This is a genomic window from Pontiella sulfatireligans, assembly GCF_900890705.1.
GTDB classification, from domain to species: domain Bacteria; phylum Verrucomicrobiota; class Kiritimatiellia; order Kiritimatiellales; family Pontiellaceae; genus Pontiella; species Pontiella sulfatireligans.
Genome location: NZ_CAAHFH010000003.1, coordinates 416109 through 440741, shown reverse-complemented (window position 1 = coordinate 440741; position 24633 = coordinate 416109). Strand labels below are relative to the sequence as shown.

Sequence of the window (24633 nt, the reverse complement as noted above, 5' to 3'; positions counted from 1 at the left end):
GGCACGTTCTACAGCATTTTGAAGCAAATCCGAGACTCAGACATTGTGTATAGAGCTTCCGCGTCGGCTGGCCTCTGTGCGTTGTAGAACACGGTTCTTCATGAAGTGAAGGCCGTGTTTCGGTGGAGTGGCCTCTGTATATTCCGATCCGCGTTCCGTACGGCGGGAAATAAAGGGGAGCGGAACAGGACATAAGGTGTTTTCTGTCGCTGTATGTATCTACTCAAAAAACGCACATCCGAGAAGAGCCGGTTATTCGGCGAAAAGGCCGAAATTACTTATGGGCGCGCGGTGTAATGTGTTTAGGTGACATGACATAAACGGCGTCCTCGGTTACTGTCTCTTCAGAACGTGGGGAAAGGATTCCCATGAAGCACGCATAGTAAACCATAACAGGAGGAGTACAGAATGAGTAAAATGACAAAAATCATCAAACAGGGTTTGGCCATGTTGACGGTCATCACCTTCCCGCTTGCCGGGCAGGCCACGGTATTGTGGCACGACACATTCGATCGCGCAGCCAACGGCACCGGCAACGGTAGCGGCGCGTTTAGTCTGGATGAATCGGGCGACGGCATGTTAGGTACGCTCGATCTCTACTCTACACTAGGCTCGAACACCTACATAGAGTCGTCTACGGGGGGCTTACCGGTGATCACCACCAACAACACCTTCGCCTGCGAGTTAGGCTTCGCGGCCGTGGGGCTCAACTATGACTTTACCGAGAGCGATCTTGAGACGGTTGCTTCCGGCGAATTCGTGGGGCAATACCACATGCGGGTTTCATTCGACTCGGCTTATTATACGACCGGCGCTATTACCGATCCCTGGGATCGAGCTATCGGCGTCGGTATTGGGTATTCATATCAATCGATCACGGAAATGCTGAACTGGGGCTTAACTGGCCCTGCTTATGCAGACAAGGGACTGCGTGATGGCTATCTCAATAATGCTAGAAACAACAGGGGTGCTATCGGGGCAATGTTCTTCGACCTTAACCCGGAGTTCACGACAGGCAGGCTATTTCCCAAGGTCAACGCCTTTATCAACCAAGTCAGAACTACTGCTGACTGGGGTGGAATGGTCAATGGCGAATCCTCGGTGACGGTTGACTTTTTCTTCGATGGTGCCGTCGATGCCGGTACAGTGGTCACCTACTTCTTTTACATCGAGGGATCGTATGCACCTGAAATCTCTGGCACTTACACGTTGGTAAACAACGAGAACTACGTCGCCTTCGGCACCCGCGGTGCCACCACATTGGGCGCTGGCTTCGATAACTTGAAGATCGAGACCTTCTCCGCCAACCCTCGTCCTCCGATGCTGACCTCCGTCGCGTCCGGCATACAGTTGTTGACCGACACCTGGACGTTGATCAACCCATCTACTAATGTGACAGCTGTCCTCTCGAACCAGTCAGAATCGGGGTACACCGCGTTCCTCCCAGACATCCCCACCAACGAGGCCGCGCGCCATCCCATTGTTCTGCAAGGGTTCGACGATAGAGACATCTCTCAGATTGGGCAGTCGTTCAGTTATGATTTTGATGTGATTGTGGATGACGTCACCGTGCAAGATAACAGCTCTTTCCATGTTTACATCTACGATACCAACAGCAACTACTGTATCAACACTCGGCTTACCTGGGGACCTGCCGGTCCAGACAAGAATTTTCAAGTTAGGATCGGCCCCGTAATGAGCGGTAATGGAGATTACTCCAACGCCAATGTCGTCGCCACGGATTATCTCAGCATGGGAAACATATATACTAACTACATCGCCTCGGGCGACTTCTTTGGTAGAACTATTCCTGGTAACACGGATTCAGGTATGGCCGCATCCCTCTGGGCTGGCTTGAAAGGCGACAATGATCCTGACTTTGTTGGCATCTCGGATAGCACTGTTGTCGTCCATGTATCGGGAAGCATCAGCAGAATCGAGACGAATAAGCTCTTTATGGATATCGCATGGGGAGACAGCGTAACGAACGCGGGGCAGGCTTCATATACACTCCGCGAGGATTGGGGTTTTAACGCGACCTCAAAGGGCGTCATGCAGTTTAAAGATGCGACTACGCCTGCGGGAGGATTCACGAGCTTGAATGGCTTCGGTATTTCGATCGCAGCCGGGGACTCGCCATTCCAACCAGTGTCTTCGGGCAGTTACACGATCACCAATCTGGTGCTGGGCGTCACGAGTAACGTCGACGGATATACTTTCGCCGTAGCGGATCTCGCGGTCGATGGCTCCGGTGACAATCTGTTGACGCTCAGTAGCGGCTCGGGCGTGGTTGACGCGTCGTATGCGGTTATCGCAACAACGGATTTGACTAGCTTGGATCCCTGGGACGAAATTGGCTCGTACGTGGTTGATGGGTCTGGAGTTATGACCATTCCTGCCGCGGACGTCCCGGCAGGCGATCAGGTCTTCTATGCTGTGTCATTGCCGGTTGAAGTTGTTGGGGAGTAGATCGGCCTGATTGAGCCGAAGAGGCGCCTCCCTCAAGAGGCGCTTCTCCCTTAACACACGAATACGCGATAGGCATGAAAAGTTGAAAGGGGGTCCTCTTGGAGCCCTTTTTTTATAATGATGGCGCGATAGCACCAACGGCAAAATACCGAAAATCATTGCTGTTATTTTTTTTATTAGATACATGGGGTTATAAATATGGTCAGGAAACAGAGATTTGTACTTTTAAATATTTTTTCAGTAATTGCAGTAGGCATATTTATCACACAGCCCGGTTTTAGTCTGGCTGCAGAATCTGACGTGGAGTACTTCACGGATAACGGCTATGGCAATCCAACGGATACAATGCAGCACCCCAGCGGTGAATATTTTGAGGGAACTACTTATGTAGCCTACCAGGGTCCTCACGAGGACCCTTATGTGTGTTCCTATGACCATTCAGCGAAGAAATGGGCAGGGCCGTACAAGGCCGGTGTAAGCCTCATGGGGCAGGAATATGATTCGATTGACCGCTCTGGGAAAGTAGACAATCACGGCAGGCCATCGATGATTATTGATGCAAAGGGCTATATCCATCTTGCTTTTGGCGGTCATGGAGGCGTTTCTACTTTAGGTGAAAATTCACAGGGTGCTCAAGGCAGAGGTAAGCAGACCCACGTGGTCTCTAAGCGTCCCGGCGATATTACCGAGTGGGAGGAACTTGATAATATTTCGCCGCTTGGTACCTACAGCCAATGGGTAAAAATGCCTAATGGCGATTTGTATTTATTTTACCGTCACGGTTCACACCAAAGCGACTGGGTATATCAGAAGTCTACGGATGCAGGCCGGACATTCACCACTTCAAAATCGATTCTAAAATCAAAACCCCACACCGGCTATCCGGGCCCGTATGATGCATGGTATGCATGGTTCGCTCCGGGTAAAGGCAATACGATAACGGCCTCTTATGTTTATCACTTGTGTGACAAGTCGGGTGCGGGCCGTCATACAAATGCCCGTTACAATTGTTATTACATGATGATGAATACGGACGATGGTTCATGGCAGAATGTCAAGGGCCAGAAACTGGATATTCCAGTAACAAAGGAGGTCGCTGATAAAAATACAATGATCGTCGATACCAATGAGGAGAGGACTAACCGTGGCGCATGCCGCGTAGATGAAAATGGGTATCCTCACCTTTTCTTCAGGTACGATGTCGGTCACGTTCGTTACACCAGGTGGCTTGGCGATTCCTGGCAAAAACCGGTTAGGATTATTCCCGGCAGTAAACTTCAAGACGGAGACATCCTGATCGACTCACCGTTGAATGTCCGCTTGTTACTGAGTTATAAAGTTGCCGGTGCAGGTACGGTCGGTTATTGGCGAACGACCGATGGCGGGTTGACATGGAAGAAGGATAAGCCCCTGATAACCTCGAAAGAAGCTAACTTTAAATACGTCAGCTCCCTGATGCACAACGCCAATCCTGAGGCCCTGTTGCTATTGAGCGAACACATATACGGTCAGGAGCACCAGTATCGCAAGATGATTTTACTCGGCGATAATGGCCCCGTCACAAGACCTGAAAAGCAAGCCAGCAACCTTGGCGATCGTCTCAAGGAACTCCAAAAGCTTAAAGAGGAAGGCAAACTCGATGATCAACCCAAGGGAAGAAGGGGCAGAACAACACCGCGTGAATAATCGGGTTAAAAACGGACCAAAGATCAATGAACTCGCCTGGCGTGAACCGCGCGAGGGCAGGGGATCATTGGAGCGCATGGTCTAGGCAGGGGGATGGATAGAAAATTCCCGCGCCGAGGCCGTCGCCAAATATACCGGCATTGCGTTGGGTCATTCGGCCAAAAAACCGAAATTATTTATGGGTGCGCGGTGTAATGGATTTCGGTGACATGACACGACCATCGTTCTCTGGCATTCTGTTTTCTCTGCAGTGGGAACATGTCTTCTCATGACGAAAACAGATGAGTGGGGAGTATGTATGAATGGAAAACACGAACGAGCCGCCCCAAAGTCTAAAACATCACCAAGCCCATATATGATAATGAACAATTAGCAAAAGGCAGCACATGAACAAGTTAAATCAAACACGCAAGGATGTAATTTCCATTCTGTTGACGGTCATGACTGGAGTCTTGATTCATACCGGCATGTACCAGACAGCCCACGCAGATCCCGCCAGTTATGTCGATCCGCGTATCGGCAACATTGCCCCCTTCCTGGTACCGACCTACCCGACCTATCAGCAGCCCAATCAGATGCTCCGCATGTATCCCATTCGCAAAGACTATACCTTTGATCAAGTGCAGTATTTTCCACTTCAGGTTATGTGGCATCGCGGCAAAGGCATTTTGAAGATGCGTGTAGCACGCGGCCCGGTCACAGCGGCCAGTTGGAACCGGAAAATGGCCTATGATCACGATCTGGAAGTCGTCCATCCCTGGCGTTTCGAGACTTATTTAATTGAAGATGACATCACCCTCGGTTTTGCACCCGGCAAGAAAACGGCCATCTATCGTTATAACTTCCCCAGAGCAACGCAAAGTCATATATTGATTGAGGGAACGGGCAAAATGACCGCCAAGCTGGTCGAACCACATGCCGTGAACATCACGGAACGCATTACGAAAAAAAGCCGCAATCCGGAATTGGCCCCGGTAACGATGTCAGTCTGGTGTTATGCCGAAGTGACCGATGGGCAAGGTCGGCCTGCCCAAGGCATGAACATCATCATTGATAAGAATACGCTGCGCATCGAATGTGGTAAAAAGGCCCCGAAAACCGTCTTGCTGAAATATGCAATTTCGTATGTCAGTCAGCAGCAGGCTAGGAAAAACTTTGACGCAGAACTATCTCACCAGAACTTTGAAGAACTCAGTGTCAGCGGCAAAGCAGCCTGGGATGGTGAACTCAACAAAATCAGGGTTAAAGGTGGAACGGATGCGCAGAAACGCTCCTTTTATACAGCCCTTTACCGCACACACGAACGCATGATCGACATTACCGAAGACGGTCAATACTACAGCGGTTACGACCAGTCGATCCACAAAACAACCCGTCCCTTCTACGTAGACGACTGGGTATGGGACACCTACCGGGCTCAGCATCCCCTGCGCACCATCCTGGCCCCCCAACAGGCCCAGGACATGTTGCATTCCTATGTGGAAATGTACAAACAAAGCGGGTGGATGCCGACCTTCCCCCAGGTATTCAGAAACCATGCCTGCATGAACAGTTATCACTCGTCCGTTCTTTTCCTGGATGCCTACCGAAAAGGACTCACCGACTTTGATATAGAAGCCGCCTACGAAGGCGTGCGCAAAAATGTCACCCAGGGCAGCTGGATTCCCTGGCGTCAGGGATCCAAAGCCACGGCCCTCGACCAGCGCATGAAAGACCTCGGTTTTATGCCAGGCCTGCATCCGGGGGAAGAAGAAACTGAGCCACTGGTGGATGGATTTGAACGCCGGCAATCAGTTGCTATTTCGCTGGGGCGCAGTTTTGATACCTGGGTGCTGTCTGAATGGGCCAAAGAATTGGGCAAAAAAGAAGATTACGTCAGGTTTGCGGCCATTTCTGACCAGTACAAACGCCTCTGGAGCGAGAAGCATAAAATGTTCATGCCCAAGGACGATAAGGGCGAATGGATCGACATCAATCCCAAGTCCGCGGGCGGCAAGGGCTACCGCGACTATTACGACGAGAACAACGGCTGGACCTATGCCTGGCACGTCCCTCACGCGATTGACGGACTCATCGAATTGCTGGGCGGAAAAGAGCAGGCCCGTAAACGGCTCGACCAGCTCTTCCGTGAACCACTGGGCATGCCACGCATGGCATTCCACGTGAACGGTGCCAATTCAACCGGTATGGTAGGTCAGTTTTCCATGGGCAATGAGCCCTCTTTCCATATCCCTTACTTGTATAACTACTGCGGTGCTCCCTGGCGAACCCAGCAGCGCACCCGCTTCCTGCTCGATGTTTGGTTCAAAGACAACCTATTTGGCATTCCCGGCGACGAAGATGGCGGCGGCATGTCCGCCTGGGTGGTTTTCACGGCCATGGGCTTTTATCCGGTCACGGCGGGTGAACCCGTTTATACCCTCACAAGTCCTGTGTTTACGGAAGTCGCCATAGATGTGCCCGGTGGGCAATTCAAAGTGCTCGCACCAGCATCAAGCAAGGTCAACAAATATATCCAGAAGGCAGAGCTGAATGGAAAACCGCTCAATATGCCGTTCATCACGCACGATCAAATCATGGCAGGCGGGATACTGACACTGGATCTGGGTGACAAGCCGAATCGCAGTTGGGGGATTGATTGAAAAGACATTAAGACACTCGAAATCGATTAACTTTATTTAGCTATTGGTTGTGAATGCCCGTTGGGTTCGGGGCTTGGGTAACAGTAAAAAAGGATTAAGGGAATGAAATTAAAAACAATGCCAATCTTTATGGCCTTTTTGGTGATGGGCGTGGCTGATGCCATGGGGCCGATGTCTGACGCGGTTCGGGAGCAGTATGAGTTGAGCAATGTGATGGCTACCATGCTGTCGTTCTTCGTATTTATCGCGTTTGCGGCATTCAGTGTTCCCGGAGGGTTGCTCGCTTCCCGTATCGGGATGAAGAAGCTCTTGCTGCTGGGACTGGGTTTGAACGCGGTTGCCATGCTGATCCCAAGTCTGATGGTGCCGGGCTTTGCATTGTTGCTGGGTTGTATTTTCGTTCTGGGTATCGGCACCACCTTTCTGCAGGTTGCGGGCAATCCGATCATGCGCGACGTGAGTGGAGAGGGGGCGTACAGCCGCAACCTCAGCTTTGCTCAGGGTATTAAAGGCTTGGGCAGCACGGCGGCCACGTACCTCGTTGGAGCCATTGCTTCCATCGCCCTGTTTTCGCAAATGGGCTGGCGCGGAATCTTTCCGGTTTTCTTTGTTCTGATGGCATTGGCCTTTATTTCTGTTGCTATGTTGAAGATCGAGGAAGGCAAACCGGAAGTGCCCCCGAGTCTCGCATCCAGTCTTGAATTATTGAAAGAGCCGGTTATTGCGTTGGCCGTTCTGGGTATATTTCTCTATGTGGGCGCAGAAGTCTGCATGGCTCGTTTTCTCCTGCCGAATCTGAAAGAAATCGGGTTGGATGAAATCACCGCCATTAAATATGGGCCGACGTTATTCTTTGGCTTATTAACTGTTGGTCGCATCGTCGGCGGGATTGCGCTGTCAAAAATACAACCGCGCCCTGCCTTCCGTATTTCAGCGCTTATGGGAGCCATTGGCGCAGGACTTCTTATGACCGGAAACCAATCCTTGGCGATTGCCGGTGTTGTCCTGGGCGGCCTCGGGTTTGCCAATATTTGGCCGCTGCTCTTCTCCATTACGGTGGAAGAAAAGCCGGAACGCGCCGGTGAACTCAGCGGGTTGATGTGCATGGCTATATCCGGCGGTGCCATTGTTCCGCTACTGATGGGCGGGTTGGTCGATGGCGGCCTGAAGGCTATGGCTTTCGTGGTTCCGTGCGCCTGTTTCGCCTATCTATTCGTACTCTCCCTCAAAGGGGGCGCCAAGCAAGCTGCTTAGGCAATAATTTAACTACTGCGTAAGGATACTACATGAAATATTCAAACGATAATCGAATCGTTCTCACTTTGGATGCCGGAGGCACAAACTTTGTGTTTGAGGCCATTCAGGGAAATCAGAAAATTTGCGAACCCGTATCGCTTCCAGCAGAAGTGAAGGATTTGGGCAAGAGCCTCAAAGTCATCGTTGATGGATTTCGCCAGGTGATGGATTTGATTGATGGAAAGCCATCTGCAATCAGCTTTGCTTTTCCGGGGCCAGCCGACTATCCCAACGGGATCATCGATAATGTGGGCAACCTTCCGGCTTTCGCGGGTGGTGTGGCGCTTGGCCCCTATCTCGAAGCTCAGTTCGACCTGCCTGTATTCATTAATAACGATGGCGACTTGTTCGTATATGGCGAAGCCATTGGAGGCCTGTTGCCGCGCGTTAATAAAATGCTGGAAGCGGCCGGCAGCCCAAAACGCTACCAGACGCTCTTTGGCGTTACGCTTGGAACCGGTTTTGGTGGAGGCCTGGTTCACAAGGGCGAGCTGTTTATCGGCGACAACTCCAATGCCACGGAAATCTGGCTGATGCGCAACAAAGTGAAACCGGACTGTATTGCCGAGATTGGTGCCTGTGCTCGTGCCGTGATTTTCCGCTATGCAGAATTGACGGGTATTCCACTGGATGAGGCTACCGCGCCCGGAACAAAAGAGATTGAAGATATTGCTTTGGGAATTTCAGAAGGGGATCAGGCCGCGGCGGTTGAGGCCTACCGGCAGTTGGGTGAAGTGTTGGGCGATGCGCTCTCAAATGCGATGACCCTCATGGATGGTCTGGTTGTGATGGGCGGTGGCGTCTCTAAAGGACATCGTCTTTTCATGCCGGAATTGATCCGTGAAATGAACGGAATAATTAAGGGCTATAACGACGACGAATTTGATCGAATCGTTCAGAAGGTATTCAATCTCGAGTCCGATTCGGAAATCAAACAGTTCCTCTCCGGTGAACCGAAAGAGATTCCGGTGCCAGAGAGCTCCCGGACTATTTCATATGATCCGCTGAAGCGGATCGGAATAGGCACCTCCGTGCTGGGAACCAGTCGGGCCGTATCTATCGGCGCCTATGCCTTCGCCCTGCATGAAATTGATAAAGCGGAAGCCGCCGTGGTTGAATAGACGTCGGAGTTGGTTCTATAAGATAAGAACCGGGCACCTGTAAATGCAGTTCTTTGTGTGCTAACAACCGTTTTCGTATTTCATCAAAATTTTCTTCAACCAGGAGCAAGGATATAAATGAATAATAAACCAGTAAGGATCTTAATAGCCGTTTCCGTATTTTTTGCCTTATCCGGGCTTTTATACGCTAAGGAAATGGTCGATTATGTTGACCCGATGATCGGTGCGGTCACACTCGGCGCTAATGGTGAGCACTGCAAGTATTTTGGAAGGACATTTCCTGGCGCAGCTACTCCGTTTGGCCTTGTTCAGCTAAGCCCGGATACGATCACAGGCTCCGGGGATCATACTTCAGGTTACAGTTACAATCACGATGTCATCGAGGGTTTCAGTTTTACGCACATGAGTGGAGTGGGCTGGTATGGCGATCTCGGTAATTTTCAGGTAATGCCAACTACCGGCAAGCGACTATTTAATCGCAGGTATATCGTTACCAAAAGGATCAAGGGGACTGATCTCTTTGAAGATTTTCCTGATGCGATGGAAAATGCAGCCTCTGAGTATTCCCATGATCAGGAACATGCGAGTATCGGCTACTACAGTGTAGACTTGCTGAGATATGATATTAAGACAGAAGTGACAGCTGCACCGAAGGCAGGGATTATACGATTTACGTTTCCTGAAAATAAAACAAGCAGGCTGCAGATTGATCTGGCAAGGCGAATCGGGCAGACTCAGCGTTGGCATGAACACAGCACCCAGAATGTCGAAGTTCTGGACGACCAGACTATTCAAGGCTATATGAAGTGCTCAAGCGAGGACGGAGGATGGGGGCATGGCAAGGGAGATGTAAATTACACGTTGCATTATTACGCGAAGTTCAGCAAGCCCTTTAAAGCATTTGGCGTATGGGATAAAGACCAGGTAATGGAAGACAAAAAGAATTACACCGGTACCAATACAGGTTTTTTTGCTGAATATGAAACGGCTAAGGATGAGCAGGTCATGCTAAAAGTCGGGATATCCTTTGTGAGCATTGAAGGGGCGAAGGCGAATTTAAGACATGACATTGCTGGCTGGGACTTTGACGGAGTACGAGATAAATCAAAATCGCTGTGGTCAGATGCGTTTAAAACTATTGATTTTCAGGGCGGTAGTGAAAAACAAAAAACTATTCTGGCAACTTCCCTTTACCATTGCTTTATAGACCCGAGAGTAGCTTCTGATGTTGATGGCTGGTATGTCGGTGCCGATAAGAAAAAACACAAAGCTAATGATTTTTCATACCGTACAGTGTTTAGCGGCTGGGACGCTTTTCGCAGTCACTTTCCATTTCTGACGATTGTCAGGCCGGATATTGTAAATGATGAGATCAGTTCACTGCTTGATATGTCAAAAAAGAGTGGGAATGATTATTTGCCCCGCTGGGAAATGCTGAACTCTTATTCGGGTTGCATGGTAGGAAACCCAGCGGTATCAGTGATCGTTGATGCCTATGAAAAAGGCATAAGAAACTATGATATTGCCGAGGCTTATAAACAATGTAAAAACTCAGTCGATAAGTTTGGAAACCAAGAGCATGGGTTTACACCGGGTAGTATGTCAAAAACGCTTGAGTATGCTTATACCGACTGGTGCGTTGGCCGCTTTGCTGAATCACTGGGAAAAGATCAGGATTCAAAAGAATATTACCAACGCTCTATGGCGTATAAGAATATTTGGGACCCTGGTGTGAAATGGATGCGTACGAAAAATAGTAACGGCAAATGGAGAAAGTGGGACGGAAGAACCGGTTTTGAACAGGGGACAACTGAGAGCAATCCATACCAGCAGGGCTGGTTTGTCCCTCATGACGTTGCCGGCTTTGCTGAATTGATGGGTGAAGATTATTTCGTTCAGGAACTTAAAACATTCTTCAATAAGTCTCCAGATGACTTTTTCTGGAACTCCTATTACAATCACTCAAATGAGCCGGTGCATCATGTTCCGTATATGTTCAATTATGTTGGCCTTCCGTGGCAGACTCAAAAATGGACTCGAGAGATATGCGAAAATGCTTATGGGCTCGGACCTCTTGGGCTGCGGGGCAATGAAGATGTTGGTCAGATGTCGGCTTGGTATGTTTTGTCTGCGATGGGTTTCCATCCGGTCTGTCCCGGCGATAATGTTTACCTGCTGACAAGTCCCGTCTTTGACAAAGTGACAATAACATTGGATCCTGATTATTATAAGGGCGGTAAATTCACGGTGGTCGCAGAAAACAACTCGCCGGAAAATATTTATATACAGTCAGCCAAACTAAACGGTAAGCCATTAGAGCGAGCTTGGATCACGCATCAGGAGATTGTTGCTGGTGGAACCATTGAATATAAGATGGGGCCCAAACCTAATAAGAAATGGGGCAGCGATCCGCAAAACAAGCCTCCATCGCTGTCAAACTGAGTGATTTGGAGGCGGTAGACTGTAAATTAAAATGCCCAACTTTTCTCGATTGCGAGTGCTTCATGCCGCCAGCTCCTGAATGAACATCTCTTCTGCGGTTTTAAAATTCAGGATCTTGCGGGTCTTGCGCGCGGCCGTTTATGTAAAGAAATCGCCGATGAACTGGATATTTCAGTGAACACGGTAAACACCTACCTTCGCCGTATCTATGAAAAACTCTAGGTTCACTCCCGCGCCGAGGCCGTCGCCAAATATACCGGCATTGAGTAGGCTCATTCGGCCAAAAAGCCGAAATTACTTATGGGTGCGCGGTGTCATGGATTTCGGTGACATGACACGACCATCGTTCTCTGGCATTCTGTTTTTCTACCGTGGGAATATGTCTTCTTATAAGGAAATTTAGAATCGAAATCAAACAAGGAGCATTACATGAAACTCGATCGACACCATTTTATCAAAGCGGGGGCCGCGGCAACCGTTGGCTTCCCGTCGATTGTCCGCGCTCAAGGGCTGAATGAAAAACTACAGGTCGCGTTCGTGGCGGTTGGCGGAAAAGCCAAAATTCATACTCAGGAATGCCATGAGGCGGGGCTGCAGTGCGTAGCGTTCGCCGATGTGGATAAACAGACGTGGGACGGTGTTTTGGGCAAAGAGGGCTGGCAAGGCGCGTCGGGCTACACGGACTGGCGGGAGATGTTCACGCGGCACGGCAAGGCGATCGACGTTGTGTTTGTGTCTACGCCGGACCATTCCCATTTCGCGCCCAGCATGACCGCCGTCTCGATGGGCATCCATTGCTATACGGAAAAGCCGCTAACCTGGTCGGTGCGCGAGGCGCAATTGTTGACCGCGGCCTATGAAAAACAGAAGAATGTGGTGACCCAGATGGGTAACCAGGGCCATTCGATGCAGGGCTGGCGTGTCGCGTATGAGCTGATCAAGGGCGGCGCCATCGGCGACGTGAAGGAATTCCACACCTGGACCAACCGACCCATCTGGCCGCAGGGCGGCGACAAACCGAACTATACGGATGCGGTGCCGGATTATTTGAACTGGGACGCGTGGATCGGCCCCGCCGCGATGCGCCCCTTCGCGGGGCCAAACGCAGAAGCTAAACCAAAGAAAAATGGGAAACTGCGCGGGACGTACCATCCGGGTACGTGGCGTGGATTCGTGGACTTCGGTTCCGGCGCGCTGGGAGACATGGCCTGCCATACCACCGACGGCATCTATAGCATCATGAATCCAGGCTACGCCGCGTCCGCCGAGCCGCTCGAAATGACCGGTCCCGTAACCGATCAGTATCCCGCCGGCATGGTGGTAAAAAGCACCTACCGGGCTTCCAACGGCCGCCCCGGCTTCGCGACCTATTGGTACGAGGGTAAGGATAAAAAGGGGAACCCCTACATGCCCGAGACTCCTGAGGAACTGAAGGTGGATGGCGCGAAGCTTCCACAGACCGGCAACCTGATTGTCGGTACCGAGGGCAAGATGCTGGTGCAGGGCGACTACTGGGAGAGCCCGCGCGTCATTCCGGAAGCGAAACGTCGCGCGTTCGGGCGTCCCGAGCAGCTGCTAGAACGTTCGCCGGGCCACCACGCGGAGTTCTTGATGGCCTGCCGCGGCGAAAAACCGCGCGAGTTCAGCCAGTCCAACTTTTCCTATTCCGGCCCCATGACCGCCAATATCCAGCTGGGCAACCTCTGCGCTCGCGCCGGGAAAAAGCTCGTTCTCAACGAAGCCGGCGAGATCGTCAATGACCCGAAGATCAATGAACTCGCCTGGCGTGAACCGCGCGAGGGCTGGGGACCATTGGAAAGCGTTGTCTAGATAAGGTCTATGATATGAAACGAGCTATGTTAGGTACTGTCCTGTCGGCCATGATGCTGGCGACGCTGGCTATTGAAACCATCGCGGTTGCAGCAAAACCCAACGTGTTGTTCATCATGGCCGATGACCTTAACACCGCGTTGAGCGGATATGGGCATCCGCAGTGCAAGACCCCGAATCTAGATAAATTGGCGAAGACCGGTGTTTCATTCACCCGCGCCTATTGCCAGTATCCGATTTGCGGTCCATCGCGTGCGTCGATCATGACTGGGCAATATCCCGAGAAAAACGGTGTATTGGATAACGGCGGCAAGGTGAAGAAGGATCGAATAACCTTACCACGGCTGTTTCGGGACAATGGATATTGGGTAGGCCGTGTCGGCAAGATCTACCATCTGGGCGTCCCTGGTGAAGTGATGGGCGGCTTGTCGGCCTCGGATCATGCGCCGTCCTGGGATTATGTGTACAACCTGCATGCCATGGAATCGCTTACCCCGGGGAAGGCGGAGGATTTGACGGGGGAGGACTCGACCTCCAAATACCCCGAGCTACGCGAGGAGTGGAAGCGGCGCAAGCCCGGCGTAAAAAAGTTGATGATCCCCGGCAACCACCAAGGGAGTGACCAAGTCGTTGTGGAAACCGCCGACGACAACTGCTTGCTCGCCGATGGCATGAGTGCCGATCGGGCAATCGAACTCCTGCGCGAACGCGCCGTGGATAAAAAACCATTCTTTCTAGGTGTTGGTTTCCTCCGGCCTCACACGCCTTATGTCGCTCCAGCGAAGGATTTCGCGCAGTATGACTATCGCGAGATGAAAGCGCCAAGCGTTGCTGAGTACGCCACGGCGGATATCCCCGCGCAAGCGAAGGGCAAAGACATGCAGCCGGATCGAACCAAGCGCCGAAAGATTCGACGCGGTTATTACGGATCTGTTAGCTACATGGATCGTATGCTCGGCCGTGTGTTGGACGAACTGGATCGATTGGGGCTACGGGAAAATACGATCATTGTTTTTGTATCCGACCATGGATATCTCCTCGGTGAACATAACGCGTGGGCAAAGAGTAAGTTGTGGGAGGAATCGACGCGTGTGCCCTTAATCATCTCAGCCCCGGGGCAATCGGCCTCCGCCGTTGAATGCGACCACTTTGTGGAACTGGTTGATCTGTATCCTACGGTTGTAGAGCTGGCGGGGCTGCCTGCCGATACGGGCACGCAGGGTTTGAGCCTCGCGGAATTGCTGAATACGCCTCAAGCGGTTTCCGGGCGACAGGACGCGTTCATTCAGGTCGAGGGCGGCTATGGTCTGCGGAGCGGCAAGTGGGCATACATGTGGTATCCTGCCACGAAGAAATACGAGGAAGGTTTCATGCTCTTTGATATGGATAAGGATCCGAAACAAATCCGTAATCTGGCCGCCAACCCGGAACATGCCGAAACCAGGGAGCGGCTCCATCAGCGCCTGGTAGAGCGAAAAGAGTCGGCAAAGAACTAATAAAAAAAACAAAGGAGTACATCATGTTAAAAAAGGTCATTTTGAGAACAATCGTATTGTGGGGAGCAGGTGCCGCGATGGCGCTTCAAGCTGCACCTGAAAACCGTCCGAACATTCTATGGATCTTTTCGGACGATCACTCCATTCAAACCATCGGCTCTTACGGCGGCCGATTACAGAAATTGAACCCGACGCCGAATCTGGATCGCATTGCAAAGGAAGGCATGCGGTTCGACCGTTGCTATGTCGGGAATTCCATCTGCGCGCCGAGTCGCGCCACGCTGTTGACCGGGAAGCACAGCCATCTCCACGGCAAGATCGATAATCAAGGAGGCTTCAACCACAACCAGCAGCAGTTTCAGAAAATCCTGCAGAAAAACGGCTACCAGACGGCGATGATCGGAAAGATCCATCTGAACGGAAAGATGCAGGGCTTCGACCATTGGGAGGTGCTGCCAGGGCAGGGCGATTATTACCAGCCTAACTTCATCAGTGGCAAGGGCATGTATACGGAAGAGGGCTACGTAACCGACATCATCACCGATAAGGCGCTCAAGTGGCTGGATAGCGGGCGGGACAAGGATAAGCCGTTCATGGTGATGATACACCACAAAGCCGCGCACCGCAGTTGGATGCCTGCGTTGCGTCATGTGGGCATGTACGAGAATCTCTTCATCCCCGAGCCGGATAGCCTGTTCGACGACTATGCCACCCGCGGCGTCGCGGCCCACAGCGCGACCATGACGATCCGCGATGAAATGAGATTGGAATCAGACCTCAAGCTCTACACGCCGAAGTCGTGGGAAAAATACGAAGCGGAAAAGAAAAAGATGATTGCTGCGGGAAAACCCTTCCCTCCGGCCGGCGGCTGGGAATTCGGGGCCTATTTCCGCATGACCCCCGAACAGCGCAAAGTTTGGGATGATGCCCGCGAGGCGAGCAACCAGAAAATCCTTGCGAAGGGAGAGGCCTGGCTGAAAACCCCCGAAGGAGTGAAATGGCGCTATCAGCGCTATATGAAAGACTACCTCGGTTGCATCGCAAGCCTTGATGAAAACATCGGGCGTGTTCTCGACTATCTCGCCGAATCCGGTTTGGATAAAAACACGATCGTGATGTATTCATCGGATCAGGGATTCTATATGGGCGAACACGGCTGGTTCGACAAGCGCTTTATGTACGAGGAATCGTTCCGCACGCCGCTGATCGCCTATTGGCCGGGGCATATCAAACCGGGTTCGGTGAACACCGATCTGGTGCAGAACATCGACTTTGCCGAAACCTTCCTTGATCTGGCCGGTGCGCCCGTTCCGGACGACATGCAAGGAAGGAGCCTAGTTCCCTTGCTTGCGGGAAAGACGCCTAAGGACTGGCGGGAATCGCTCTACTATCACTACTACGAATATCCGGCCATACATAACGTACGACGCCATGAAGGCGTGTTTAACGGCCGCTTCAAACTCATCCGGTTCTACGGAAAGGGTGTTCCCAATGGCGAGGAGTGGGAGCTGTTCGACATCGAAAAAGATCCGGAGGAAATGAACAATGTCTATGGAAACCCGGAATATACCGCCAAGATCGCCGAGCTGAAAAAGGAACTGCAGAGATTGCGTGAGGTTTACGAAGTGCCTGAGGACACCTCGGGGGAATGACCCGTCGCGGTCTCGGCAGGACAGCCATCGGTAATGCAGAAATTCTGCGCCCATCCGGAAAAGGCGGTCGGCGAGCTCTCTGCCCTCCAGATGCAGGTGCTCCAGCTGCTTGCCCGCGACCGGCCGCCAACTTTGCGCTGCCCGCCGATACCGGGAAAACCTGGAGCAAGGCGCGCCTTGTCGATCTCGAAGAACTCGAAACCGAAGAGCTTGCGCTGGATGCCAACGGTGCGGTGAATCTAGACATCACCAAAAAGAAGATCATCACGATCGAATTCTTGCCCTAAACCAGGAGTACGAATATGAAAAAACGACTGCTTACGTGGACATGCATTGGGTTGGTTTCTTTCGCGGTTGCCGCGAAGAAGCCCAACGTTGTCTTCATTCTGACCGACGATCAGAGCTGGGACTCGATTGGCTTCATGGGCGGCAAGGTGCATACGCCGCGCCTCGACCAGATGGCCAAGGACGGACTCTTCCTCTCCGACTTCAACGTCACCTCCACCGTCTGTTCGCCCTCGCGCTATAGCTTCCTGACCGGTCGCTATGCCGGGCGCTGCACGGGCGAACGCTTTATGCACGAGCATCCGTTGGGCGACCAGACGCAAGTGGAAAACATTGGCGAGTTGGAGCCGGATCGCTGGAACCTGCCGAAGGTGTTGCAAAAGAGTGGATACAAAACTGGCTTTGTCGGCAAAAGCCATTTGATCAACCATGAGTGGATCAACGGCAACTGGGAGAAGAACGGGCTCGAACCGTATCCGCAGGATGCCGATCCGAGTGATCCTGATGTGAATGGAAAAATGCAGCGCAACCATCAAAAGTGGTGCGAGGCCATGAAGCCCTACGGCTTCGATTATGTCGATGGGTACTATTGCGCCAACCTAAAGGAGTTGCGAAACGACGCGCTGAACGTGCACAATCTCGACTGGAGCGTAAGCAAGGCATTCCAATTCATGGAGGAGAGCAAGGACGAACCGTTCTTTCTCTATTTCTCCACCACGCTGCACCACGGACCCGCGCCCTGGAAGAACAAGTTTTCCCTCGAAGCCGATCCGCGCATAACCGGCGAAGGCTTCGTGGAGGAGGGTTTCGATGTGCTGCCTTCTCGCGCCGACGTGCTCAAGCGTAATCGCGAGGCGGGCTTTAAGGATAAACAGGCCTATGCCCTCTGGCTCGACGACGGTGTTGGCGCCATCATCGACAAGATCAAGAAGCTCGGCCTCGAAGAGGATACGCTGATTATCTTCGTGTCCGACCACGGTTCCTATCGCCACGGCAAAGCCACGCTGCACGACTATGGCATGCGCGTCCCGATGGTGCTTCAATGGAAAGGGAAGATTAAGTCCAATACAAAATACGACGGCATCGTCGGCAACATCGACTTTACCCCGACGATTCTGGATCTCTGCGGCATCAAGCCGCCGGCCGACTATCAGATGGACGGTGTCAGCATCAAGCCCGTCCTGTTCGGCAGCCAGAAGCCGGTGCGCAATGTCCTTTTCGGCGAAATGGGGCATTCGCGCGGCGTGAAAACCAAGGACTGGAAATATATCGCCGTGCGCTATCCGGAAGAACTCCAGAAAAAAATCGACCGCGGCGTAAAGTTCAAGGGCTTCGAAGGCGCTAAGCTGGATCGTCCCTACCTGACGCGTAACGGGCACCTCGGTCACTATGCCTCGAGCCACAATCCGCACTATTTCGACCCCGACCAGCTCTACAACCTCAAGACCGATCCGGAAGAAAACGACAACATCTACGAACAGAATCCGGAAGTGGCCCAGCGCATGATGAAGGAACTTTCAAAAGCATTGAAGCAGTTTGAGGACCGTCCGTTCGGGGAGTTTACAAAAAAGTGATGAAGAAAGAATTTCATCTCGTTTCGCATGCCCGTCCGCGTTGGTCGGTCATGCGAGATAAGCAGTGGAAGGCGCATCTGAAAAGGGCGAGTTTCGGTTGTATGATCTGACCAAGGATCCGTCGGAATCGAACGACGTGGCGAATCGGCATCCGGAAGTCGCGGAAGACTACCTGCGGCAATTGAAGCAGTGGGATGCATCGCTTCCGAGGAAGAAAAAACAGTAAGGAAATGCAGGGTTGTCAGGAGAAGTATGAAGCAACGAACAATACTGAAGCTGCTGCTCATTGCCCTGGGTTTCGGTTGTGCCCAAAGTCGGGCGACTGAAGATGGACGTTAAGTGGCTCGAAAAAAAAGCGATGAGCCGGCCGCTTTCAACCCGCCGGAGCTGGGTGGAGCCCGGTGCCGATTATTCGGTTCGGCGGCAGTGTAGGCTGGCAGGCGTTCGAAGATCCGGGATCTACTATGATCCCTCCCCGTAGTGTGCGTGCTTCCCGTCTGCGGGAGCACGCTGCGAGGAATGGAGAATCCAGCAGGTATTGGCAATAGGCCCCTATTTTCTGCGCGCCGGCCGTTCGATTACATGGTTAGGTTCCAGTAGAGCGCCCGATGTCTCGAACGGTCCCACGGTAATGACACCGGTCAGTTCGGCCTTGCCGTCCAAGGTGTGGACGTGGTTGCCTTGCTTGTTGAAGGTGAGGTTGGCGGCATACACGTTTCCGCCCTTGAGCAGGATGCCTTTCCCATGCCGATAGGCGCGCATGTTTTGCAGGGTGAGCGTGCCGTTTTCGATTTCGGCCAGCAGGTCGGTGCGGCCCCATACCATGCTGTTGATCAGCGTGGCTTCGGAGTTAAAACCTGCTCCGAGTTTGATGGCGGTTTTGTTCTGTGAGGACATGGCGACGAGTTCGGAATTGATCATATAAATTTCGCCGTGACCATATTCAAAATAGCAACCGATTTTAGAGCCGTCGGTTCCGTGGCCGTGGCTAATACAGTTGATCGCGCCTTTACCGCCCTGCTCGACAAAATGGATGCCGTAGAGCGAGCCGAATACAAAGTTCTGGTAGAGGAACTGGTTTACGGTATCGCCAACCACAAGTGCGTCCATATTTTCTTTCTGATACGTCCAAAACAGGCCGCCGGTTCCGCTTTTGACGCCAGCTTCCGTCTTGTTGGCATAGAGCGGGTTGCGATTCGGGGCCCGGGACCAGTAGTGCGGGTTGAACTGCATGTTTTGCACCACGCCGTTTCGGCTGCCGCCGCCAACGGCAACGCCGATCATGAAAGGTGCGCCGGAGGGATAGTCGATAAAATGGTTATCGCAGCGGTGCGTCATGAAATCGATAAATTTAAAGGGGTTGGACGCATTGACGTTAATGATGCAGATATCGCTGCCACGCCCTTGAATCAGAAAGGGGTATTCCTTTACATCATCAATGCTCTGCTCCGGATAGTTAAAGGAGAGTCCACGCATGCAACTGGCCGATTCCATAGTGATTGTGGGAACGTCATCCTTGGGATAGATGTGCAGCACACTACCCGCACCCATGGTGTGATGGGGAACATCATGAATGCCACGCAGTTCAACGCAACCTGCTATGTTCAGGTGACCTTTAATCCGATAGTCACCGCCGGGAAGAAAGACGATGCCCCCGCCTTTTCGGGCTTGTTCATTGATTGCGGTTTGGATGGTCTGAGTGTCGTCACTTCCAGAGGTTGGAACCACCACCATATCCACCCGTGGAGGGACAAAGGGTTGCACAAAATCGACGGGGTAATCAGGGATCGGGTTGAGCGGTAGTTTTTCGTCTGAATTTTGAAGGACAGAATCTTTCGCATTGTTTCGGATAGCGGGTAGGGAGCTGGGATAGGTGTTGCCCGCGAGAATCACACCGATTACTTGTTTTTCAATCTGAATCTGACTGCTTCGATTTTCCAGTGCCGAACCCAAAATGGAATGAGCCCCATTTTTCAGTTGAATGTTTCCGCGCAGTATACGGCACTGGTCCAGCAGGACACTGCCGTCTCCATTACATAAGATCGCGTCTATGCCACTGAAAATACAGGAAGAGAACATGACGGCGGATTTAAATTTTTCATCCAGCAGGACGCCGTGATCGATTCCGTCAAAAGAGCACTCCGTGAACACCATGCCGAAGGGGTTGGTTTTTTCCACTTCCAGGGCCGTCCCGCAGTTTCGAATGCTCAGATTATAAACCTGGGCGTTGGCCGCACCACGTACGCCTTCCGAGATAAAATAGCCGCGACTGTAACCGTCGATTTCAACATGGGCGACATATTCCCAGTCGGAGCGGAGCATATGGATGGCCGTACCATTCTTTTTGATCCAGTCGATTTTACGCGGTGCTTTGGGAAGTTTGCTCTGGCACCACCAACGCGGCGAAAAATTGATTTTTTCCAGCCGGCCGATATCCGTGGTGGAATCGTATTGGATGCCGGTTTTAAGCGGGGTGCCGTAGACATTGCGAATGAGATGAAGCTCGTTGGCGCCGGGACCGATGCGGATGCCCTGATAGGGATTCACCAGCGTCAGGTTTTCGAAGGTGGCGTTGTTTCCGCCTTTCTGAACCAGCGTCCACGGGTAAGGATCCGGCTTCAGCGGAGATTGTGCCGGGTACCAGATGTTCAGATCCATAATACCCCCGCAGTAGTCCACAGAGATGAAGGGCGTACCGTCGGGATCGCCTTTTCCGCCCAGCGGCATCAGAAGCGTTCCGCGTACACCGGGCTCCTCTTTGGTCGGCTCTTTCCAATCCCCGCGAAGCGTGACCGACGGGGGAATTTCCAGGCTCCCTTTAAACGTATATTTTCCTTCCGGCACAAAGACCGTTCCGCCGCCGGCTTCCTTCATCGCATTCAGCGCATTCTGGAAGGCCTTGGTGCAGTCTTCATTCCCGTCACCTTTCGCGCCGAAATCCTCCACATTGTATCCGGCAATAACCACATCCTTGGTCGGATACTTGGTTTTTATGATCTGCCACTCCGGCTCTGAAGAGGCAGCGTGTAGCGTAGTGGATAATGATAACAGTGCAATGGCCATGCAACTGAGCTTAAGGTAAAATGACCGCGACGACGCGAAGGCGCGAAGTAATTTGGATCTATAACCTTTGTTTCTTTGCGGCTTTGCGGGCACTAATTGTTTCGGTTTCTCTGGAGTATTCATATCTATTTCAGGGTGCGGACCTTGATGTCCTGGTAGTAGGTAATACTTTTCGGGTCGTGGCCCTGAAGCGCAAAGGTGCCGGAGCTGAGTCTGCGATCTTTAAATTTTTCCAAGGGTTGGACGTCGGCCGGTTCAGTGAATTCGTTAACGACTTTTCCATCAACTGAAATGGTAATGGATTTGCCCTTAACGCGGATTAGAAAATCGAACCATTCGCCGTCTTTGGACGGCGCATCGTTCAGGACGTCTTGGACCGCATAGATGCTGCCGGTCTTGCGCTTGTCCTTGTGGGTTGAATTCACCTGGGCTTCATAGCCGTGGGTTGGCCAGCCTGTTTCCTGGTATTCCGTATGGAAGAATACGCCTCCATTGGCGCCGGGCGTGGTTTTGACCTTCGCACTGAACTCGAAATCGGTGAATTCGCCGGGGATGGAATCGGTTCCTATCCAGAAAAGGTGGGAGCGACCGCCTTTAACCTGCAGGGTATTGCCATCGACGATGCTGAAGCACCCCGGAGTTTCGCTAGCTTTCCAACCGTTCAGGGATGAACCGTCAAAAAGGGGATTCCAGTCTCCGGCATATGTTAGTGAAGTGCTCAGCAACAGTATTCCTAGTACACATTTCATAATTATTCTCCGGTTGGTATGACCCCAATAAATTTATTTGGATAAAAAAGTTTATTTCGTCCTTCCATTGGACCGTTGCATCGTTCATCTGCGCATACGTTTCAGCGGACTGTAGTCTTCGTAGAGATGGTTATCGTGGTTGCCAGATGATCTGACCACCAGACCTGTTGAATACCACATCTCTATGTAGTTGCGCAAAATCAGTCATACTTGTTTTATCCTTAAGTCGATCGGTCTGGATGAGGCTTTTTGCAAATTATTTCGCCTTAAAATTGGGCGTTGTCAAATCGCCTCGATCCTATTGTTGTGTGCCGGGCTTTGCCCGACTGCTTGTTGATGCGTTGCTTGTAGCGCATTTGAAAAATAGCATAATAGAGGACGACGTCTATGTCATGTCACCTAAATCCATGACGCCGCGCACCCCAGGATCTTTTGTTTTAGTGGGGTAGGAGCATGTCATTCTTGTTTCAGAAAGCGGTTTGCAAACTTTATGTATTGGCGCCAGTCATCGGCGGTCATGTCGTGCTTTCCAGTTCTGAGGTGATAGCCAATCGTGCTGTGAATCGGTTGGTCGGGCTTGGGCATCTCGTGCCCTGACAGGCTAGACGTATCAAAAAGATCATAGACCGGACTAGCATGTTTCGCTGCAAGAAACTCGCCCTTGGGATCCGCCCAACGATCAGCCGTAGCACTGGCAACGTAAAGTGGCCGAGGCGCAATAAGTGCCAACAGCATGTGCTGATCCACCGGCAGTTCGTGTTCTCTTTTTTGGTACTGTCGATGATTGGTACAAAACCAATAGCTAACCTTTTTCATAATGTGATGAATTCGTTCACCGTAACAACGCCGGTAGAGAGCCGCTCCGCCACAGCCTGAATTGTTGCTGATCACCATGGCGAATCGGGTGTCCTGCGCTCCAGCCCAAAGCGCCGTTTTTCCGAGTCGTGAATGTCCGATCACCGCCACGTGTGATGCATTAATCTGTTTGTTTGTTTCCAAGTAGTCGAGAACGCGTGACAAGCTCCATGCCCAAGCTCCGATTGAACCCCACTCATCCGGTTTGGGTTTCTTTTGACCGTTGGTATAGAATAGAGGATGAATGCCGTCAGTAAAACCATTTCGATAGTTGTCGGGCGCGACCTGATCCCTATGGATAGTCGCAAGTGCGTATCCGTGATCGATAATCAACTCGGCCTGCCAGCGTTTTGAAAACGAACCTCGGGCCTTTTTCTTCTCTCGCTGGATTATCTTTGGGTCGGAATGGACCGTATGGTTGCCGTAGAAATTCATGCCGAGGAAGGCGGGAACTGGGCCCTTTGACTTGTTGGGTATGTATAACAGAATGTCGATTCGATACTGTTTTTCACCAAAGAATGCAGCAATCTGTTTACGTGTTGCGCGGCCATTGAAGGCATTGGCGTCCGAATCAATCACTTCGTACCGTACGCTCAGTTGTCGCTTGGGCGTCTTTCCATATACCGATTCCTCAAAGAGATGAAGTATCTCCGTTCGTCGATGCGAATCCCATTCGCTTCGTCCGACTGACTGACTCGCTTTGTCAATCAGGAGTTTGGGGAGTTCGTACGGTGGAACCTTCTTTTCATCATAGTTGGTATCCGCTGGCTCGGCCGCAGCAATCGTAGAGGCCACCACCAACAGAATCGCTGTCGTTACAACAGTAAATTTCAAGTAGTGCATCATTTACTTCTCCTGGCTAGACCTTATGGCTGAAGTTGGTTCCGCCTCGGTCGTTTGCCCTGTTGCCAGTATTTCAGCCATATGAACGTCCCGGGTGAGCAGACCCGGGAATTAAACTTCAACCTAATCAACGGGCGTTGTACCGGGTATGCTCAACCCGTTGGTTGGGTTATTTATCCATATTCTCTGCAATTCGTTCAACTGCCCTCACTAAGCGTAACGCTAGCTTTAGAACAAAGAAGATAATAGCAATCCAGATCAGAGCAATCAGCAATGGAAGTATCATCGGCGTTACATAAGCCCCTGCCATGGGCTTCGGAGGAACTACTTTAAATACGACATTATTCTCTTTAAACAATGTGGATGCTTCTTGAAGTTGGCGGCTGGTAATTCGGACTTTAAATTTTTCGGGTATGCCTTGCCCCTCTCCGGCTATTACTTTACCCCGTATCCATCTAACTCCTGCTCCATCGTGAGTGTGCTCAACAGTATTCACCCTGCCGTTTTCTACCAATCTTACGAAATCTGGATTGTAAGAAATTTCTACGAAATCTTCTCTTCCGCAACCTGTGATCACGACTGAGGATAAAACAACAAGGTACATCATTATGAGTTTCATATTTCCTCCTA

17 protein-coding genes are annotated in these 24633 nt (G+C 51.6%); 13 read left to right on the top strand and 4 right to left on the bottom strand.

All coding sequences use genetic code 11. From position 1 onward, the window contains the following. Window positions 1–408 precede the first annotated feature (408 nt). The 13 genes from SCARR_RS26235 (at window position 409) to SCARR_RS28450 (ending at window position 18719) form a co-directional block, all read left to right on the top strand. The gene (locus SCARR_RS26235; RefSeq protein WP_136065406.1) at window positions 409–2469 is read left to right on the top strand and encodes a hypothetical protein; all 2061 of its coding nucleotides are present in this window, start codon (window positions 409–411) and stop codon (window positions 2467–2469) included. 198 nt (window positions 2470–2667) lie between these two features. Then, a complete protein-coding gene (locus SCARR_RS26230) occupies window positions 2668–4155 on the top strand; it encodes a BNR-4 repeat-containing protein (protein WP_136065404.1) in 1488 nt (495 codons plus the stop codon). A 386-nt stretch (window positions 4156–4541) separates the two neighbouring features. Then, window positions 4542–6797, top strand: a complete 2256-nt coding sequence (locus tag SCARR_RS26225; protein WP_136065402.1) for a GH92 family glycosyl hydrolase — start codon at window positions 4542–4544, stop codon at window positions 6795–6797. A gap of 102 nt (window positions 6798–6899) precedes the next feature. Next, window positions 6900–8051, top strand: a complete 1152-nt coding sequence (locus SCARR_RS26220) for an MFS transporter (RefSeq protein WP_136065400.1) — start codon at window positions 6900–6902, stop codon at window positions 8049–8051. Window positions 8052–8083: 32 nt separating this feature from the next. Beyond that, window positions 8084–9214 carry an ROK family protein gene (locus SCARR_RS26215; protein ID WP_136065398.1) on the top strand — a complete coding sequence of 377 codons (1131 nt, stop codon included), beginning with the start codon at window positions 8084–8086 and terminating at the stop codon, window positions 9212–9214. 117 nt (window positions 9215–9331) lie between these two features. Continuing rightward, a complete protein-coding gene (locus tag SCARR_RS26210; RefSeq protein ID WP_136065396.1) occupies window positions 9332–11656 on the top strand; it encodes a GH92 family glycosyl hydrolase in 2325 nt (774 codons plus the stop codon). Between the two features lie 48 nt (window positions 11657–11704). Beyond that, on the top strand, window positions 11705–11878 hold the full coding sequence (locus SCARR_RS29430) for a LuxR C-terminal-related transcriptional regulator (RefSeq protein ID WP_136065791.1): 174 nt from the start codon (window positions 11705–11707) through the stop codon (window positions 11876–11878). 207 nt (window positions 11879–12085) lie between these two features. Then, entirely contained in the window at window positions 12086–13486 is a 1401-nt protein-coding gene (locus SCARR_RS26200; RefSeq protein ID WP_136065394.1) for a Gfo/Idh/MocA family protein, read from the top strand. Between the two features lie 26 nt (window positions 13487–13512). Further along, on the top strand, window positions 13513–14982 hold the full coding sequence (locus tag SCARR_RS26195; RefSeq protein ID WP_168433635.1) for a sulfatase: 1470 nt from the start codon (window positions 13513–13515) through the stop codon (window positions 14980–14982). Window positions 14983–15005: 23 nt separating this feature from the next. Then, window positions 15006–16634, top strand: a complete 1629-nt coding sequence (locus SCARR_RS26190) for a sulfatase family protein (RefSeq protein WP_136065390.1) — start codon at window positions 15006–15008, stop codon at window positions 16632–16634. Continuing rightward, window positions 16631–16921 carry a hypothetical protein gene (locus tag SCARR_RS26185; protein ID WP_136065388.1) on the top strand — a complete coding sequence of 97 codons (291 nt, stop codon included), beginning with the start codon at window positions 16631–16633 and terminating at the stop codon, window positions 16919–16921. The genes SCARR_RS26190 and SCARR_RS26185 overlap by 4 nt, the downstream gene beginning before the upstream one ends. Window positions 16922–16936: 15 nt before the next feature. Beyond that, a complete protein-coding gene (locus tag SCARR_RS26180; protein WP_136065386.1) occupies window positions 16937–18493 on the top strand; it encodes a sulfatase family protein in 1557 nt (518 codons plus the stop codon). Between the two features lie 64 nt (window positions 18494–18557). After that, on the top strand, window positions 18558–18719 hold the full coding sequence (locus SCARR_RS28450) for a hypothetical protein (protein WP_168433634.1): 162 nt from the start codon (window positions 18558–18560) through the stop codon (window positions 18717–18719). Window positions 18720–19045: 326 nt separating this feature from the next. Here the strand turns inward: SCARR_RS28450 and SCARR_RS26175 are convergent, their stop codons facing one another. The 4 genes from SCARR_RS26175 to SCARR_RS26160 all read right to left on the bottom strand — a co-directional run bounded on the left by SCARR_RS26175 (window position 19046) and on the right by SCARR_RS26160 (window position 24622). Beyond that, window positions 19046–21556 carry a glycosyl hydrolase family 28-related protein gene (locus tag SCARR_RS26175; RefSeq protein ID WP_168433633.1) on the bottom strand — a complete coding sequence of 837 codons (2511 nt, stop codon included), beginning with the start codon at window positions 21554–21556 and terminating at the stop codon, window positions 19046–19048. Window positions 21557–21681: 125 nt separating this feature from the next. Next, the gene (locus SCARR_RS26170; protein WP_136065382.1) at window positions 21682–22305 is read right to left on the bottom strand and encodes a 3-keto-disaccharide hydrolase; all 624 of its coding nucleotides are present in this window, start codon (window positions 22303–22305) and stop codon (window positions 21682–21684) included. A 456-nt stretch (window positions 22306–22761) separates the two neighbouring features. Beyond that, complete coding sequence (locus SCARR_RS26165; protein WP_222846478.1) at window positions 22762–24006, bottom strand: glucuronyl esterase domain-containing protein; 1245 nt, start codon at window positions 24004–24006, stop codon at window positions 22762–22764. A gap of 166 nt (window positions 24007–24172) precedes the next feature. Then, window positions 24173–24622, bottom strand: a complete 450-nt coding sequence (locus SCARR_RS26160; RefSeq protein ID WP_136065380.1) for a hypothetical protein — start codon at window positions 24620–24622, stop codon at window positions 24173–24175. Between the last annotated feature and the right edge of the window lie 11 nt (window positions 24623–24633).